The organism is Hymenobacter psoromatis (genome assembly GCA_001596155.1).
GTDB lineage: Bacteria > Bacteroidota > Bacteroidia > Cytophagales > Hymenobacteraceae > Hymenobacter.
On the sequence record CP014771.1, the window covers coordinates 4,081,096 to 4,098,290 of the forward strand.

Sequence of the window (17,195 nt, forward strand, 5' to 3'; positions counted from 1 at the left end):
TTGTGTCGCAGTACTACTTGCCCATGAGCGGACTCACAGGGTCCGTGCTATTTCCCTTGCTTCCCGGCCGGCGCAGGCGCCAGTTGTGCCAGGGCTTGGGGTGGCTGTCGAGGTAGGGTAGGAGCCAGTGTAGTGTCGCCAGGGTAAGGCCGGTGCCCAGCACCGAGCCGGCGTACACATCCTCCACGAAGTGCTGGGCCAGATATACCCGTGAATAGGCCGTGAGGGCCGCCAGCGCCACGAACGCGTAGCCCCAACGCTTATCTTTCACGAGCAGCGTGAGCAGCAGAAACACCGAAAACGCCGACGTGGAGTGCCCCGACGGAAAGCTCTTGAGCGTGCCCATCACTACCCCCTCCACCACGTGCAAGGGCGGGAAACCAGGATTTTCGCTGAAATAGCGGAACGGCCGGGGGTGGCCCGTGAAAATGAGCTGCTTGCCAATTTGAGCGGCCAGCGAGGTCACGGCAAAGCACACCAGGCTCACGAAAGCCCAGCGAAAGCGCACGAACAGCAGCCCCAGCGTGACGAGCACGTAGAACAGGCCGTCGCCTACGTTGGTAAAGGGCCGAAAAAACTGGTCGAAAAACGGCGCGTTGTGGCCATTCACGAAGAAAAAAGCCAAGTGCCGGGGCGTGGACAGCAGCACAGTGCCGAGCACCACCAGCAGCACGGCGTAGGGAATGAGGAAGGTGCGGGTTTGCCGGAGCATATAGTAGCGCGACTTGGAAAGGGCGGAGCCAACTTTGTAGTTCGCGTCTCCACGCCAGTCGCATCAGCTAAACGGCGCGGGGACGCGAACTACAAAGTTCGCGCTACTTTGCGCTTCCAATCCGTTTCCTACCCCCCTCATGCGCTACGGTCCCATCGCCCCCGAGCTTTTTATTGAAAATCGCCGCCGCTTTCGCGAGCTGCTGCCGCCGCAGTCGCTGGCCATTTTCAATGCCAACGACATCCTGCCCACCAACGCCGACGGCACGCTGGCGCTCAAGCAGAATACCGACCTGTTCTACCTCAGCGGCGTGGACCAGGAAGAAAGTATCCTGGTCATTTGCCCCGACGCGGCGCTGGAAAAGCACCGCGAGATATTATTTCTGAAGGAAACTTCCGAACACATTCTGGTCTGGGAAGGCTACAAGCTGACCAAGGAACAAGCTAAAGCCGTGTCGGGCGTGCCCACCATTATGTGGCTGGAGCAGTTTCCGGCCGTGCTGGCGGCACTCATGAACGAGGCCGAGTACGTGTACCTCAACTCCAACGAGCACATCCGGGCCGTGGTGGAGGTCGAAACCCGCGACGCGCGCTTTATCAAGGACTTGCAGCGGCGCTACCCCCTGCACCAGTATCGCCGCGCCGCCCGGCTCACGTACCAGCTGCGCACCATCAAGAGCGCCGAGGAAATCCGGCTGATGCGCCGCGCCTGCGAAATTACCGGCAATGCCTTCCGGCGGGTGCTGGGCTTTGTGAAGCCCGGCGTGTGGGAATACGAAATCGAAGCGGAAATTCTGCACGAGTTCGTGAAAAGCGGCTCGCGCGGGCCGGCCTACACCAGCATCATCGGCAGCGGCGAAAGCGCCACCATTCTGCACTATATCAGCAACGACCGCCAGTGCCAGGACGGCGACGTGCTGCTAATGGACTTCGGGGCCGAATACGCCAACTACGCCGCCGACCTCTCGCGCAGCATACCGGTCAACGGCACTTTCTCGCCGCGCCAGCGCCAGGTGTACGAAGCCGTGCTGCGGGTGTTCAAATTTGCCAAAACCCAGCTGGTCGTCGGCAATGAAATCGAAGCCTACCACAAAGCTGTGGGGGTAGCGATGGAGCAGGAGCTGATTAAGCTCGACCTGCTAAAAGCTGATGACGTAAAAAACCAGGACCCCGACGCGCCTCTCTACAAGCAGTATTTCCCGCACGGCACCAGCCACTACCTGGGCCTCGACGTGCACGACGTGGGCTACAAATACCGCAAGTTTGAAGCCGGCATGGTCTATACCAACGAGCCGGGCATCTACATCAGGGAGGAAAAGCTGGGTATTCGCCTGGAGAATGATATTCTCCTCACGCCCACCGGCAACGAAGACCTCATGGCCAATATCCCGCTGGAACTGGCTGACATTGAACGGCTAATGAAGTAGCGCGAACTTTCCAGTTCGCGCGCGAGCGCAGCGAGCAGGCGGAAGCGCGCCGTGCGGACGACAATGCTCGCTGCGCTCGCGCGCGAACTGGAAAGTTCGCGCTACTTCGGCCGGCGGAACAGCAGCAAATGCTGCTGGGGTAGGGTTTCGCGCACCTCCACAAACTCCAGCCCGATGGCAGCCATTTCCTTTTTGGCCTGCGCCACCGTCATTTTGTGAATCTCCTTAATGGGTACGCTGGGGTCCTCGGCGCGGTATTCTACCAGGGCCAGGCGGCCGGTGCCGGGCCGCAGCGCCTTGCGAATGGCCAGGCCCATCTCGCGGGGCTTGTCGAATTCGTGGTAGGCATCCACGATGAGCACCACGTCAACGGCACCATCAGGCAGGTGCGGGTTGCTGGTGGTGCCGAGCACGGGCTCCACGTTGCGCAGGCCGTTCTTGGCCTGGCGCTGCTTGAGCTCCGTTATCATTTCGGGCTGAATATCAACGGCCAGCACCCGGCCCTGCGGCACCAGCGGCGCCAGCCGAAACGTGAAAAAGCCCGTGCCCGCGCCAATATCGGCCACCGTGTCGGTGGGCTTGAGGTGCAGCTCCTTGATAAGGGTAGTGGTGCCTTCTTCCTGGCTGCGCTCGTCGCGCTCCAGCCAGTCGGCACCCTCGTGGCCCATCACGTGGGCAATCTGCCTACCCTGGTAGTAGCGGCCAATGCCATTGGGGTCGCGGGCCGGGCGGCTTTGGTAGCCCAGCGAGTCGGGCCGGCGGCTGGCGTTCGTGATGGCATCGGCCCGGAAGCTAGTGCGGCCACCTACGTTCGACTCGATGGGCAGCTGCGTGCAGGCCGCTACCCCCGCCAGCGTTCCCAGACTGACCCACAGCACTACGGCGTTTTTCATAACTAGCAATATGGTCAAAAACAGGTTTGCACCCGCCGCACAACAATGAAAAGCCGCTGGTCGTTCAGCGGTTGGCTGGGGGTAGGGCTGGCCAGCGGCTTGCCAAAAGTAAAATAAATGGTCCTCGTCCCCGGCTAAATTCTTTCCTCCAACGTACTGCGGGCACAATTCTTTCACTTCCATTCCCCATTTTGCTCACCTTATGCAAAATCTGACTTCTGCTTTGAGCCGCCTCGCCGTGGTTCTCACTGGCGCGCTGGCCCTAGGCTCCTGTAATCGGGCTGAATACGCCTTCCTGCCCAAGTCCGCCTCGTACCTGGGCACGACTACTGCCGCCCCCAAAGCCCGCGTGGCCCCCGCGCCCATTGCTACCCCCCCTCGGTAGCTCAAGCCCCTGCGGCAGCGGCAGCGCCCGAAGCGTCCGCCGTGGCACCCGAAATCGTAGTGGCGGCTGTCCCCGTTGCCCAAGTAGCGGCGCCTACCCCCCCCGCGCCGGCCGAAGCCGCTGTTGCGCCCGAAGCGGTCACGGTTGCCGCGCCAGCCGCGCAAAAGCTGGGCTTCGTGCAGCGATTGGCCGTCAACAAAGTACTGCGTAAGCTGGAGAAGCAAACGCAAAAGATTACTGCTCACCAGGGTACTAATACGCCTTCGACTGCTCGCAGTGGGTTAGATAGCAAACTCCGCTACGCCATCATTTTTGGGGCAATAGGCCTGATTTTTTTCGTAATCGGGGGAGGCTTTGCGAATACAATTGGTACCATCTTGTTTATTATTGCTTTGCTCTTCTTGTTGTTCTGGCTGCTCGACAATCTATAGAACACTCTGATTTGCAGCATACTAAAAGGCCCTGGTTGCAAGCTGCAACCAGGGCCTTTTGCTGGCTAATGCAAGCGTTTGCTACGCTTACATCGGGTCCACGTCCACTACCAGCCGCGCCTGGCGGTATTCCTTCTGGTCGCGCACCACATCCAGCGCCGCGCAAATGGCTACCTTGGCCGCCTTCAGCACCGTATGCTCGCGGCTGAGCTTGATGACGATTTCCTGCAAAAAGAAATTGCGAATGCGGAAAATGTACGGCGCTTCCGGCCCCAGCACCGGCCCGCGCCCGAGGCGGTCGGCCAGCTCCTGCGTGAGCCGAATGGCCGCCTTTTGGGCCAGCTCCTGGTCCATGTGCTTCACGGTCAGGCGTATCAAGCGGGCGAAAGGCGGATATTCGTGCTCGCGGCGCTGAGTTATTTCGTACTCGTAAAATTCGAGGTAGTCGTTGCGAATGACTTTATCAAAAATGACCTGGGTAGGGTCGCCGGTCTGAATCAGCACCTTGCCCTTCTTCCCCTTGCGCCCCGCCCGGCCGCTCACCTGCACAAACATCTGGTAGGCGCGCTCGTGGGCCCGGTAGTCGGGGTAGTGAATAATGGCGTCGGCATTGACGATGCCCACCAGGCTGACGTTCTCAAAATCAAGTCCTTTGGTTACCATCTGGGTTCCCACGAGCACGTTGGTTTTCTGCTGCTCGAAGTCGCCGATAATCTGCTGATAGGCGTTTTTGGCGCGGGTCGTGTCCAGGTCCATGCGCTGCACGTTGGCCTGGGGTAGCATGATTTTGAGGTCGTCCTCCAGCTTTTCGGTGCCGAAGCCCTGGGTGCGCAGCGCCCGCGAGCCGCAGGCCGGGCACTGGGTAGGCATGCCCTCGTGGTAGCCGCAGTAGTGGCAGCGCAGCTCGTGGGCGTGCTTGTGGTAGCTGAGGCTCACGGCGCAGCTTTGGCACTTCGGGATGTAGCCGCAGTCGTTGCACTCCGTCACAGGCGCGTAGCCGCGCCGGTTCTGAAACAGGATAACCTGCTCATTCTGCGCAATTTTGCTCGCCATCGCGCTCAGCAGGTCGGACGAGAAGTGGTTGTGCATCTTCTTCTCGGCGCGCAGCTTGCGGGTGTCAATCAGCTCAATCTCGGGCATGCCGGCCTCGCCGAAGCGCTTGCTGAGCGTGACTAACCCGTAGCGGCCCTGCCGGGCCATGTAATAGGTTTCCACGGCCGGCGTGGCCGAGCCCAGCAGCACCTTGGCACCCTGGAAGTTACCCATCATCAGGGCCACCTCGCGGGCGTTGTAGCGCGGGGCGGGGTCGTACTGCTTATAAGAGCTTTCGTGCTCCTCGTCCACGATGATGAGCGACAGATTATCGAAGGGTAGGAAAACCGCCGAGCGCACGCCCACCACCACCTGAAAGCGGCCCGAGAGCACGCCATTCCATACCTCTACTCGCTCGTTATCCGAAAATTTGGAGTGATACACGCCCAGCCGCGAGCCGAACACGCGCATGAGCCGGGTTACAATCTGGGCCGTGAGGGCGATTTCGGGTAGCAGGTACAGCACCTGCCCGCCGCTGTCCAGGGCATTGCGAATGAGGTCGATGTAAATCTCCGTCTTGCCCGAGCCCGTCACGCCGTGCAGCAGCACGATGTTTTGCTGGTCAAAAAGGCCCATCACCTCGTCGCGGGCCACCACTTGCGCTTCGTTAAGCTGATAAGGCATCTGAGCCACCGGGTTTTCATCGAGCGGAAAGCGCGACACAATCTGGTCAAACTGCTCCAGGATGCCATTCTTAATCAGCGTGTTCACCGCTGAAGCCGATAGGTGCGGCGAGCTGGTGAGGTAGGCTTTTTCAATGCCTTGGTGGTTGAGGTGCTCGTTGTGATGCACCGGCACGCGCTGCAAGTATTTCAGCAGCACATCCACCTGCTTGGGCTTGGCGGCCAGGTCCTCAAACAAGCGCTCCACGGCGGCGGTGCTCACGTAGTAGTGCGCCAGCCGCACCTTCTTCAGCACTTTGGGCGAATACTTATCCGCCATTTGCTCAAACAGAAAGATGATATCCTTCTGCATCAGCGACTTAATAACTTTGTGAAATGACGCGATGCCCAGCAGGTCGCCCACCTCGGTAAACGTCAGCGCCTTGCCGTCCTCAGTGCGCAAGTTGTCCACGATGCGCTGCTCCTTGTCGTCGAGGGGGTAGGGACTGCCCTCGTTCAGGTAAGCCGGGTGCAGCTGAATGCGCGACTCGGAGCTGAGCTTGAGCGCGGCGGGCAGCGCGGCGTTTATCACCTCGCCCAGCGTGCAGAGGTAATACTCACTTATCCAGCGAAATAGCTTGAGCTGCGGCTGCGTCACCACGGGCGCGTCGTCGATAAACTCCAGAATATACTTCGCTTGGTATTCCTTGGGCGGCGTTTCGTGCACGGCCGCCACAATGCAGCTCAGCGTGCGCTTGGCCCCAAACTGCACGATGACCCGCCCACCAACTACCACGTTGTCATTCAGCTCAAAAGGCACCCGATACGTGTAGAGTTTGGGTAGCGGCAGGGGCAAAATAACGTCCACAAACAGCGTCACGCGGTCGGGCGTGGCCGCCGGGGCGGGGGTAGGCGAAGCGAATTCGAAGGTAAGCGACACAGGAAACAGCTAGCAGCAGGCGAATAGTAAAGATAACCCCGACCAGCGGCCAGTAGTGCGAATTTCCTGGTTAGGGCTCAGCTAGCTCAGTAGCGCGAACTTTCCAGTTCGTGCTACTGAGCTAGCTGCGCCAGCGCCTCGGCTACCGAATGCACCGGCAGTTGGCAGGCGCGGTCGCGGCACACGTAGAGCGTAGTTTGGTCAGTGCCTGTGCGTCCTTCGAGCAGGGGTAGGGCGCTGGCTGTGAGGCTGCCAGCTAGTATCTCATTGGGCAAAAAATGTCGGCTCAGCTGCGCTCGAAATGCTTCCGTTTCAGGCCCGGTAATGGCTACCTCAGCGCCCGGCCGCAACAGCGCCACGTAGAGGCTGGCCCAGTTGGCGAGGTGCTGTGGCTCTTTGGCTACCAGGGCTTGCACCTGACCCAGCATAGCAACTGCTAACGCCTGATAATCAGAATTTTCAAGGTGGCGACCCAGGCGCAACAAGTTGTGGGCCATCACCGAGTTGGAGCCGGGAATCACGTTATCAAACAGCTCTTTTTTGCGAGCGATGAGTGGTTCGGCGCTGGCATCGGTGTAAAAAAACTGCTGCTCGGCGGGGTCAAAGAAATTGTCGAGCACGTACGTCGTCAGCGCCTCCGCCTCGCGCAGCCAGTTTTCGGTGAAGGTGGCTTCGTAGAGGCTGATATAAGCTTCAATCACCAGCGCGTAGTCTTCCAGAAAGCCGCTGATGGTGGCGCGCCCGTTCTTCCAGGTGCGGTAGAGGCGCGGCCCGTTGCGCAGGTTAGCCTGTAAAAACTCGGCATTGCGCAGCGCCAAGTCTAGAAATTCTCGCTCACCAAAAGCCCGGTAGGCCGCCAGCAGACCACTGATCATGAGCGCGTTCCAACCCGTCAGCACCTTGTCGTCGAGGCCCGGCCGCACGCGGTGGGCGCGGGCGGCCAGCAGCTGCTTTTGCCAGCCGTGAATGAGCTTGGCCAGCACGTGCGGCTCCAGCATGTGCTCGGTGGCGAAGTTGGCATCCGACTGTCGGCGGTGCAGAATGTTGTTGCCGTGCTCCCAGTTTCCGAGTCCCGTGCATTGGTAGTAAGCCGCCGCCAGCGGCTCTTCTTCGCCCAAAATGGCCTGCAATTCCTCGCGGGTCCAGACGTAAAACTTGCCTTCTTCGCCTTCGCTGTCGGCATCGAGCGATGAGTAGAAGCCGCCTTCCGGATTAGTCAATTCGCGCCGCACCCAGTTCACGGTCTGAAAAACCACCTCGCGGTACAGCGGCTCCTGCGTCACCTGAAACGCCTCGCTGTAGAGGCTCAGCAGCTGGCCGTTATCATACAGCATTTTCTCAAAATGCGGCACCAGCCACTCCGCATCGACCGAGTAGCGCGCCCAGCCGCCGCCCACTTGGTCATAAATGCCGCCCCAGGCCATTTCACGCAGCGTGAGGTTTACTTGATTCAACATCTGCTGGCTGCCCGAGATGTGATGCGCCCGCAGCAAAAACCGCCAGATGCTGGGCATCGGAAACTTGGGCGCGCGGTTGGTGCCGCCAAGTTCGCGGTCGAAGCGCTGAGCCAGGTTATAGGCCATTAGCTTGAATTCCTCGTCATTAACGGCCGTGCCCACCAGCTCGCCGGCCGCGCCGTACTTCTCTAACTCGCTCGCTTGCAGCACTTGCACGAAGCGCTCGGCCGAGCCCTCCAACTCGGCGCGGTGCTCGCCAGCGTAGGCCTGGGCCACGTTTTCGAGCAGCTTCACCCAGTTGCCGGGCGGAAAATACGTGCCGCCGTAAAACGGCTTGGCCTCGGGCGTCAGCAAAACGTTCAGCGGCCAGCCGCCCTGAATGCCCATTGCCTGCACCGCATCCATGTAAATCTGGTCCACGTCGGGGCGCTCCTCCCGGTCCACCTTAATGCAGACGAAATATTCATTCATCACTCGCGCTACCTGCTCATTCTCAAACGATTCGCGCTCCATCACGTGGCACCAGTGGCACGCCGCGTAGCCAATGCTCACCAAAATGGGTTTTTGCTCGGCCTGGGCACGCGCCAGCGCCTCCGGCCCCCACGGATACCAGTCCACCGGATTATGGGCGTGCTGGAGCAGGTAAGGGCTGGTTTCGTGAGCCAGGCGGTTGGCAGCGGGGGTAGGGGAGGGGCTGGACATAATTTCGGAAGCGACGGGTAAAACAAAACCCAGCCGGCCGGGCTGGGTTTTGAAAAAAATCAGGTGGCCGGCGAGTCGCCGGCTGGTGGCGGCGTGCCGCCCGCCGTGCGGCGCGGCCGCGGAGTGGGCGTTTTTGCCGCTGGTTTCTTTGGCGCAGCTTTCTTCGTAGCAGCCGGTTTAGCAGCTGGTTTTGTAGCCTTAGCTGGTGCTGCCTTTTTAGCGCGGGGCGCGGGCTTTTTCGGCGCGGCCGGCTCGCTGGCAGCAGCCGGCGGGGTTTGCTCGGCCGCAGAAGCGGCGGCCGCCTCATTGGTGGCTGGCGGGGGGGTAGGCGCTTTGGCGCGGCCCCGGCGCGCCGGGGCTGGCGCTGTGGGTTTGACCGGCGGCACGTTCGTCATATCGACCGGATTGGGCCGTATGGCTTCGGCCACAGCCGGCCGTTCCAATAATATTTCCGGGATAATTGGCGCCGAAATGATGGGTGCCTGCGCCGGGTTAGCCTCAGCCGCCGGGTTGTTGCCAACATCGGTCGATGCGCCGGCGCGGTACAAGCCACGGCGCTCACCCCGCTTCACCAACCCCGATTTAGTAATCACTTTCGACCGCTTGGGTGTCGGGCCCGCCCCGCGCTTGTGGGGGGGGGTAGGCAGCGCGGCACTGGCTATCGGGCTCAGGTCGGTGGCGCTTGGTGTAGAAACTGCCGGCTCAGTAGGCAGCGGCATACTGGCCGTTTCCTGCGCCAGCTCCTGAAGCAATTCCTCTTCCGCCAAGCCACCCGTTTGCTCTGCGGCCGTTCGCGCGGCGTTTTTGCGGGCGGTGCGCTTCGCTCCGCCCCGCGAGCGCCGCTTCTTCTTTTTGGCTGGATAAGCGGTTGCCTCCTCACCCGGCAAAGCTTGCTCTTCGACCACAGCTGATAGCTCGGTAATAGCGTCGGCCGTTATTTCAACTAGCTGTATTTCTGGAGTTGAAGCGGCATTCGTTTCCGTTGGCTCTGCCGAAGGGGGTAGGGGCCGGCCACCCCGCCGGTCCTGGCTGGGGCGGTCAGCCCGGCGGCCATCGCGGCGATTATCCTGGCGGCCGTTGCGGCGCTCCGATTGCCTGTTGGCAATGTCTGCCGGAGGAGTGGCTGCTTTTTCAGCACTCGCTACCGCGTCATCACCAATATCAATGCGCTCCTCCTCATCCAGCGCCACTTCGGGCACATACGCTGCCTTGGGGGGGGGTAGGGATACCAGTTGGCGCTGCACGTCGCGCAGCTCCTGGCGCACATCCACGCCTTGGCTGTTGAGGCGCTCCAGCCGCTCGGCCGTTTGGTCCAGGAAGATGCGGTGCTCAGGAGCACCCAGGTGCAGCGGTCGGTGGCCCAGCGACTGGCGCACTGCCGCCCATTCCTTGCGGAAGCGCCCAAAGTCGGCGTCGAAATAAGCCCGCGCAAATTTGTCCCAGATGTAGTCCTCAGCCACTTCCGAAGGGTGCAGCATATCGCTGGCGTAGAAGCGGTAGTCGCGCAGCTCATCCGTCAGCAGCTCATAAGCCGGAAAATAGCTAACCCCCGGCAACAGCTCGCTCAGGTAATGACAAGCCACGCGCAGCACCGACTTGCTCACCGCATTGAGGGGTAGGGTATCCTTAATATGACGCACGGGGCTCACCGTCAATACGATGCGCATCTCCGGGTTGAGGTGCCGTAACAGTGCGTGCACCTCCGCCAAGCCGTTCACAATCTCATCGGCGGTCAGCAGCTCCTTCTCAAATAGTGCCGCCGGCAGCTTGTGCAGGTTGCTGACCAACTCGCCGGTTTCGCGCAGGCGATAGGCCCAGGCAGTACCGAGGGTCAGCACTACGGTGTCGGCGGTGCGCACGAAATCACCCACGCGCTGCACCGTCTCCTGAATAAGCTGCAGCAGCTCAACCGGCGATTCAGCCCCAATAGTGCTATGAAAGTCGTAGCTCTGCCAGCGGCCGCGCGCTTCCACCACGTGCTGCTGCCAGTCTTGCTCTTCGCCCGCCGCCGCCCGTAGCAGCTGTGCCAGCGCTAAGGGCTGAAACACGGTCCCAAACGGGTTAACCAACGTTGTTACCTTATTCAGCCGTAGCCGCTCGCCGATGCTGTCGGCAAAACACGAGCCTACCGTGAGTATCCGCGCCGTGCGCGCCAATTGCCGCTCCTGCGGCGCAATAGTTAATTCAGTCCGAAACATGAATTGCAAAGGTAGGCCCAAAAAAAGACGCCCCACCTCGCGGCAGGGCGTCTTCCTAACAAACTGATAGTAAGCACCTAGGCAGCTACCACACGGAACTTAACCGTGTGCTTCACTTCCTTATGCAGGTTGAGGGTAGCAGTATAGTCGCCAGCGGTAGCCGGCTCCTGGTCGAAGCTCAGGCGCTTGCGGTCCACATCGATACCCTTGTTTTTCAGCGCTTCAGCCAATTGCAGGGTAGTTACGCGGCCGAAGATTTTGCCGGTTTCACCCACTTTAGCGGGCAGGTCAAATACCTGGTCGCCCACCTGGTCAGCAATAGCCTGAGCGTCGGCTTTCACCTTCTCCGCCTTGTGAGCTGCCTGGCGTACGTTCTCCGCTACGATTTTCTTAGCTGATTTGTCAGCCAGCATTGCCAAGCCCTGGGGCAACAGGTAGTTGCGGCCGTAGCCGGATTTTACTGTTACGAGGTCGTTCTTGTAGCCCAGCCCCTTAACGTCGTCTTTCAGAATGATTTCCATGTCAGATGTGAAATTATGAACTATAAGGTATGAATTATGAATCGCACCAAGGGCAGTTCTGATAACTCATACTTCATAATTCCTCATTCATAATTTATTTAAGGGCGTCGGTTACGTAGGGCATCAGGGCCAGGTGACGGGCTTTTGCCACGGCCTGGGCCACTTTGCGCTGGAATTTCAGGCTGGTGCCGGTGATGCGGCGGGGCAGCAAGCGGCCCTGCTCGTTCACGAACTTCAGCAGGAAGTTCGGGTCCTTGTAGTCCACGTACTTGATGCCGTTCTTCTTGAAGCGGCAGTACTTGTTGCGCGTGTCAACAGGCTTGTTGCCGTTGTTGCGGTCGTTGTTGCGGTTATTATTCTTCGTAGCCATCGTATTGCTTGCTAGAGGGTTACTGAGCTACCGCTTCGGCCGCCTGGGGCGCCTTCTGCTGGTTCATCTCACCATTGCGGCGGCGCTCGTTGTAGGTCACGGAATGCTTATCGAGCACCGTGGTCAAAAAGCGAATAATGCGCTCGTCGCGGCGGAAAGCCAGCTCGAGTACATCTACGATGTTACCTTCCCCGCTGTGATTGTAGGTCAGCGTGAAATAATAACCAGTGGATTTCTTTTGAATCGGGTAAGCCAGCTTGCGCAAGCCCCAGGCTTCAGTAGAAATGAGGTCGGCGCTATTTTCCTTAAGCACCTGCGAGAACTTCTCGACCGTCTCTTGCACCTGGCCCTCGTTCAGCACGGGGGTAAGGATGAAGACCGTCTCGTAATTTCTTACGTCCATTGACGGGGTTGATTTTAAAAGTGAAAAAATGAATTGGGGGGCAAAGGTACTAATTTTTCGTGATATTACCAAGCTTGCGTGTCAGTGCTATCATTAGGGTCGTTGGTGCCGATGGTACCCACTACCCCTCTACACTTGCCAGGACGCTAAAAATCTCAACTTATTTTTAAGGCAAAAAAACCAAAGCCATTGGTAGCAGGTTGGTCAAACAACCAATACCTTAGTAATAATCGACGTTAAAATAAGACCCTGGTTACCTGTTTGGTTTGCTTCCAAATAAGCGTGAGCACACTTAAAATGGCTTTCTGACCTTTGTCGCCCACGATTCCTAGACTACATTTGTGCCCCGGAAAGGGTACGCCCGCAATCCGTTTTTACCGGTTCGTTTGGATGATGAATAGCTTTGTATCACGCACCAGTTCTTGGGTGCTCGCACTATTTCTAGCCGTGGCGGGCCCGGCCCTGGCCCAGCAGGCAGTTGCTGTCGATAAACACGGAGTGGCACCGGGCGGCACTGCGGGGGCTACCCCCAGCATGGCCGCCGCACCGGCAGCCGCTGCGCCAGGTTCGGGTGGCGGCGATGCCGCTGCCATTGCCGCCGGCGATGCGCTGTTTAAAAACAACTGCGCCCAGTGCCACGCGGTCAATGAAAAGGTAGTTGGCCCGGCCCTTGGTGGTATCACTAAGCGCCGCTCCATCTCCTGGATTATTCCGTGGGTTCACAACTCGGCCAAGGTTATCGCCAGCGGCGACGACTACGCGGTGAAACTCTACAACGACAACGGAAAGCAGCAAATGCCTGCTTTCCCGCAGTTGACGGACAAGGATATTACCAGCATTATCGCCTGGGTTACTTCGCAGGAAGGTGGCGCAACCGCTACTGCTGGTGGAGTAACTGCTGGCAACGCGGCCGCAGTAGATGGTGGCAAAGTTGGTGATACAGCTGGTGCCGCTGGTGGCTACACCGACATGCTACTCATCGTGTTGGTTGTAGTGTTGATTGTCTTAGTAGTAACTCTTGCTATTATCGCCAACCTGATGAAGGATGTGCTCCAGGGTCGCAAAGACCTGGATGGCCGCGACATTGAGGTTCTGGAGCAACGTTTTGACTGGGCCAAGCTCTACCAATCACCCGCTTTGCGCGGAATAGTGGGGGTAGTATTCGCCTTGGTGCTACTCTATGTTGGGGTGCAAAGCGTGATGGCCGTTGGCCTCACGCAGGGCTACCAGCCCACGCAGCCTATTGCTTTCTCGCACAAGATTCACGCGGGTGAAAACCAGATAAACTGCGCTTACTGCCATACTTCGGTTTACAAAGGCAAGTCAGCTAACATTCCTTCGGCCAACATCTGTATGAACTGCCACTCGCAGATTAAGACGGAATCGCCCGAAATCAAGAAAATCTACCGCGCTATCGAGCGCAAGCAGCCGATTCAGTGGGTGCGTATTCACAACCTGCCTGACCTAGCTTACTTCAACCACTCGCAGCACACGCAGGTAGGTGGTATTCAGTGTCAGACGTGCCACGGCCCCATCCAAAATATGGAAGTGGTGTATCAATACTCGGCTCTTACGATGGGCTGGTGCATCAACTGCCACCGCGAAACGCCGCTCAACACGAAAGGCAACGCCTATTACGACAACCTCGTGAAACTGCACGATAAGTCAAACAATGCAGTTCCCTTCACCGTGTCATCGAACGGGGGCACTGAGTGCGCCAAGTGCCACTACTAAATTTTTCTTAGCCAAGCCTTTATAAAAGACATGAGCGGTTTGTCGGGGGGATAGCACTAGTAGTTGCTACCCCCCGACACTACCTCAACCTAAATGTCTCATTACTGATAAAATGAAATACTGGAAGGGAATTGAAGAGCTGGACAACTCACCGGAGTTTGTAAAAAATGCTTTTGCTGAGTTTCCCGACTTTCTGCCGGTGAAGGAAGGCCGCGCGGGTAGCGCTGATGACGCATCAGTGGCACCGCGCCGTGACTTTCTCAAGCTTATGGGCTTTAGCGTAGCTGCCGCTACATTGGCCGCGTGCGAAACGCCCGTTCACAAAGCAATTCCCTACCTCAATAAGCCGGAAGAAGTAGACCCTACTATTTCTAACTTTTACGCTTCGACTTATTTCACGGGCTCGGACTACAATGCTGTTTTGGTTAAAAACCGGGACGGCCGCCCCATCAAGCTGGAAGGCAACCCTGAGTCGCCCGTAACGCGCGGTGGTCTTTCAGCTCGTGCTCAGGCAGCAGTTTTGAATCTGTACGATGGTGGAAGGCTGCGGCAATTTGCTATTAAAGGCAAGGCGGCGGATTACGACCAACTCGACCAAGCAGTGCGGGCAGGCCTCGCTGGGACGACCGGCAAGATTGCGCTTGTTTCGCATACTATTATTAGCCCTGGCACCAAGCGCGCCATCGCAGCCTTGGCCGGACGTTACCGCAACGTCGAGCACATCATGTATGATGTGAACTCGGCTTCTGGTTTGATTCAGGCTAATGGGGGCGTACTTCCCGCGTATGATTTTAGCCGTGCCAACGTAATCGTTAGCTTAGGTGCCGACTTTCTGGGCACGTGGATATCGCCGGTTGAGTATTCCCGGCAGTATGTCACCAACCGGAAAATAAGCACTGAAAAGCGCACGATGTCGCGCCACTTTCAGTTTGAAACCGCACTTTCCCTAACGGGTTCGAATGCTGACGTACGGGTAGCAGTGAAGCCCTCGGAGATGGGCACTGTCGCGCTGGCTCTGTATAATGCGGTGGCTGGCGGTGGTGCTACCGCTGGCCTGTCGGCTCTTGCCCAAAAGCAGATAGCTCAGGCCGCAAAAGAACTGCAGGCTAACCGGGGTACCTCTTTGGTAGTAGCTGGCTCTAATGACCCTGCCGTGCAGGCTATCGTGGCGGCTACCAACCAAGCGCTTGGTAACGTTGGTACTACCATCGATTTGGCCGCGCCTTCGTTCGTTCGTCAGGGCGATGATATTCGGATGGCTCAGTTTATCGATGAGCTGAAAAGCGGTACTATCGGGGCAGTTATTTTTTACAATGCTAACCCCGTCTATAACCATCCGCGCGGAGCAGAAATTGAGGCGGCATTGCCTAAAGTCCCCCTTAGCATCTCGCTCAATGACCGCCTTGATGAAACTGGTTTCCTTTGTCAGTACCAGGCACCCGATAGCCACTGGCTGGAATCCTGGAACGACTATGAGCCGAAGCGTGGCACCTTAAGCTTAGCGCAGCCTGCAATTACTCCGCTATTCAAAACTCGCCAAGCTCAGGAAACTTTCCTGCGTTGGGCTGGCTCGAATGAGTCGTACTATAACTTTCTCAAAGATGGATGGCGCACCATATTAGGTGCCAATGCCGGATTCCAGGGTGCTTGGGATAAGGCAGTGCATGATGGCGTAGCTATGGGTTCGGCGCTCATTACGACTCCGTTCACGGGGCGCGCAATGAGCGTATCTGAAGCTACCGGTAGCATTGGTAGCGGAGTTAAGAGTGGTATCGAAGCTGTCCTCTACGAAAAAGTTGGTATTGGTCAGGGTGGGGTAGAGGCTAATAACCCTTTCTTGCACGAACTGCCCGACCCAATTTCTAAAGCCACTTGGGGTAACTACGTTGCTGTGCCTCGCAAAATGGCAGAGGAGCAGAAGTGGAGTCAGGGTGATGTTGTTAAAGTAACAGCCAACGGTAAAAGTATCGAATTGCCGGTGTTAGTACAGCCCGGCCAGGCAGAAGGTACGGTGAGCATAGCGCTGGGCTATGGTCGTACCAGAGCTGGTAAAGTAGGCGACTCAGTTGGTGCAAATGCCTTTATCCTGGCTCAGTCAACTTCTAACGGGATAGTGTATAGCACTATCGTTACGCTCGAAAAGACGGGTGCTACCAACCCGATTGCTCAGACTCAGACTCATCACACCATCATGGACCGCCATGAAGTGGTGCAGGAGAATACGCTGGCTAAGTATCGCGAGGACCCCAAAGAGGTAACCGAATATGAGCTTATCGCTACCCCCGACGGATTGGAGAAGCCTAACAAGGTTTCCCTGTGGCAAGACTATCAGTATAATGACCATCACTGGGGGATGGCTATTGACCTTAACTCCTGCATCGGTTGCGGCTCGTGCGTGATTGGGTGTCAAGCAGAAAATAACATCGCGGTAGTAGGTAAGCAGCAGGTTATCAACCGCCGCGAAATGCACTGGATGCGCATTGACCGCTACTATAGCTCGGCGCATCACGAAGATGAGTTCGAGAAGAATGGTAAGCTGAAAACGTACGCGGCAATGGAAGACCCTGCTGATAATCCGCAGGTAATTTTCCAGCCCATGATGTGCCAGCACTGCAACCATGCTCCGTGCGAAACAGTGTGCCCGGTACTTGCTACTACTCACAGCTCGGAAGGTCTGAACCAAATGACCTATAACCGTTGCGTAGGTACCCGTTATTGCGCCAACAACTGCCCATATAAGGTGCGTCGCTTCAACTGGTTTTCTTACTATTCCAACGAGAAGTTCGAAGATGTAAACGGCCATATGTTCACCGACATCGGCCGTATGGTGCTCAATCCCGACGTTACCGTCCGCGCTCGCGGGGTGATGGAGAAGTGTTCGCTTTGTGTGCAGCGGATTCAATTGGGTAAGCTAGAAGCCAAGAAACAAAAGCGTCGTCCAAAAGATGGGGAAATAGTTACCGCCTGCGCGCAGTCTTGCCCCACCGAGGCTATCCTTTTTGGTGATATGCGCGACCCCAGCAGCCGCTTGAGTCAATTGCTACGGCGTGAGGATGGGGAGCGGGCCTTCCATGTGCTCGACTCTATCAATGTGCAGCCCAACATCACGTACCTGACCAAGATTCGGAATGGTGCGGCTGAATTCTTTCCCAACGAGAAGGCAGAGGAAAGCGTGTAAGAAAAGTTTTTTGTCAGTAATAAGTTAAGTCACTAATATTCATCATTATGCAGCACGTATCACCAGTACGCGAACCGCTCGTAACGGGTGGCAAAACGTACCACGACGTCACTCAGGATATCTGCTACCAAGTAGAAGCTGCGCCGAACAT

12 protein-coding genes and 1 pseudogene are annotated in these 17,195 nt (G+C 57.8%); 5 read left to right on the forward strand and 8 right to left on the reverse strand.

Going from position 1 to position 17,195, the window contains the following annotated elements; translation table 11 throughout:
- Window positions 1–13 precede the first annotated feature (13 nt).
- On the reverse strand, window positions 14–712 hold the full coding sequence (locus A0257_17450) for a hypothetical protein (protein AMR28711.1): 699 nt from the start codon (window positions 710–712) through the stop codon (window positions 14–16).
- 139 nt (window positions 713–851) lie between these two features.
- Between A0257_17450 and A0257_17455 the strand changes: the two genes are divergently transcribed.
- Entirely contained in the window at window positions 852–2,138 is a 1,287-nt protein-coding gene (locus A0257_17455) for an X-Pro aminopeptidase (protein ID AMR28712.1), read from the forward strand.
- 101 nt (window positions 2,139–2,239) lie between these two features.
- Here A0257_17455 and A0257_17460 read toward each other — a convergent pair.
- Window positions 2,240–2,893, reverse strand: a pseudogene (locus A0257_17460) (methyltransferase type 11).
- Between the two features lie 340 nt (window positions 2,894–3,233).
- Between A0257_17460 and A0257_17465 the strand changes: the two are divergent.
- Complete coding sequence (locus A0257_17465; protein ID AMR28713.1) at window positions 3,234–3,416, forward strand: hypothetical protein; 183 nt, start codon at window positions 3,234–3,236, stop codon at window positions 3,414–3,416.
- A 41-nt stretch (window positions 3,417–3,457) separates the two neighbouring features.
- Window positions 3,458–3,847: a hypothetical protein gene (locus A0257_17470; protein AMR28714.1), complete on the forward strand. Its 390-nt coding sequence runs from the start codon at window positions 3,458–3,460 to the stop codon at window positions 3,845–3,847.
- An 87-nt stretch (window positions 3,848–3,934) separates the two neighbouring features.
- Here the strand turns inward: A0257_17470 and A0257_17475 are convergent, their stop codons facing one another.
- From A0257_17475 to A0257_17500, 6 genes are all read right to left on the reverse strand, one after another.
- Entirely contained in the window at window positions 3,935–6,481 is a 2,547-nt protein-coding gene (locus A0257_17475; protein AMR28715.1) for a primosomal protein N', read from the reverse strand.
- 113 nt (window positions 6,482–6,594) lie between these two features.
- Window positions 6,595–8,640: a thioredoxin gene (locus A0257_17480; GenBank protein AMR28716.1), complete on the reverse strand. Its 2,046-nt coding sequence runs from the start codon at window positions 8,638–8,640 to the stop codon at window positions 6,595–6,597.
- A gap of 59 nt (window positions 8,641–8,699) precedes the next feature.
- Window positions 8,700–10,838, reverse strand: a complete 2,139-nt coding sequence (locus A0257_17485) for a hypothetical protein (GenBank protein AMR28717.1) — start codon at window positions 10,836–10,838, stop codon at window positions 8,700–8,702.
- Between the two features lie 77 nt (window positions 10,839–10,915).
- Window positions 10,916–11,359, reverse strand: a complete 444-nt coding sequence (locus tag A0257_17490; protein AMR28718.1) for a 50S ribosomal protein L9 — start codon at window positions 11,357–11,359, stop codon at window positions 10,916–10,918.
- A 94-nt stretch (window positions 11,360–11,453) separates the two neighbouring features.
- Window positions 11,454–11,729 carry a 30S ribosomal protein S18 gene (locus tag A0257_17495; GenBank protein AMR28719.1) on the reverse strand — a complete coding sequence of 92 codons (276 nt, stop codon included), beginning with the start codon at window positions 11,727–11,729 and terminating at the stop codon, window positions 11,454–11,456.
- Between the two features lie 19 nt (window positions 11,730–11,748).
- The gene (locus A0257_17500) at window positions 11,749–12,132 is read right to left on the reverse strand and encodes a 30S ribosomal protein S6 (GenBank protein ID AMR28720.1); all 384 of its coding nucleotides are present in this window, start codon (window positions 12,130–12,132) and stop codon (window positions 11,749–11,751) included.
- Between the two features lie 447 nt (window positions 12,133–12,579).
- Between A0257_17500 and A0257_17505 the strand changes: the two genes are divergently transcribed.
- Both A0257_17505 and A0257_17510 read left to right on the forward strand, forming a co-directional pair.
- The gene (locus tag A0257_17505; GenBank protein AMR28721.1) at window positions 12,580–13,866 is read left to right on the forward strand and encodes a cytochrome C; all 1,287 of its coding nucleotides are present in this window, start codon (window positions 12,580–12,582) and stop codon (window positions 13,864–13,866) included.
- 100 nt (window positions 13,867–13,966) lie between these two features.
- Window positions 13,967–17,044, forward strand: coding sequence for a molybdopterin oxidoreductase (locus A0257_17510; GenBank protein AMR28722.1), 3,078 nt, complete (start codon window positions 13,967–13,969; stop codon window positions 17,042–17,044).
- Window positions 17,045–17,195: the final 151 nt, after the last annotated feature.

Bases quoted from the DNA above. Each gene is read 5' to 3' on its own strand.
- A0257_17500 (AMR28720.1), bottom strand. From the start codon at position 12,132: ATGGACGTAAGAAATTACGAGACGGTCTTCATCCTTACCCCCGTGCTG.
- A0257_17480 (AMR28716.1), bottom strand. From the start codon at position 8,640: ATGTCCAGCCCCTCCCCTACCCCCGCTGCCAACCGCCTGGCTCACGAA.
- A0257_17485 (AMR28717.1), bottom strand. From the start codon at position 10,838: ATGTTTCGGACTGAATTAACTATTGCGCCGCAGGAGCGGCAATTGGCG.
- A0257_17490 (AMR28718.1), bottom strand. From the start codon at position 11,359: ATGGAAATCATTCTGAAAGACGACGTTAAGGGGCTGGGCTACAAGAAC.
- A0257_17450 (AMR28711.1), bottom strand. From the start codon at position 712: ATGCTCCGGCAAACCCGCACCTTCCTCATTCCCTACGCCGTGCTGCTG.
- A0257_17465 (AMR28713.1), top strand. From the start codon at position 3,234: ATGCAAAATCTGACTTCTGCTTTGAGCCGCCTCGCCGTGGTTCTCACT.
- A0257_17455 (AMR28712.1), top strand. From the start codon at position 852: ATGCGCTACGGTCCCATCGCCCCCGAGCTTTTTATTGAAAATCGCCGC.
- A0257_17495 (AMR28719.1), bottom strand. From the start codon at position 11,729: ATGGCTACGAAGAATAATAACCGCAACAACGACCGCAACAACGGCAAC.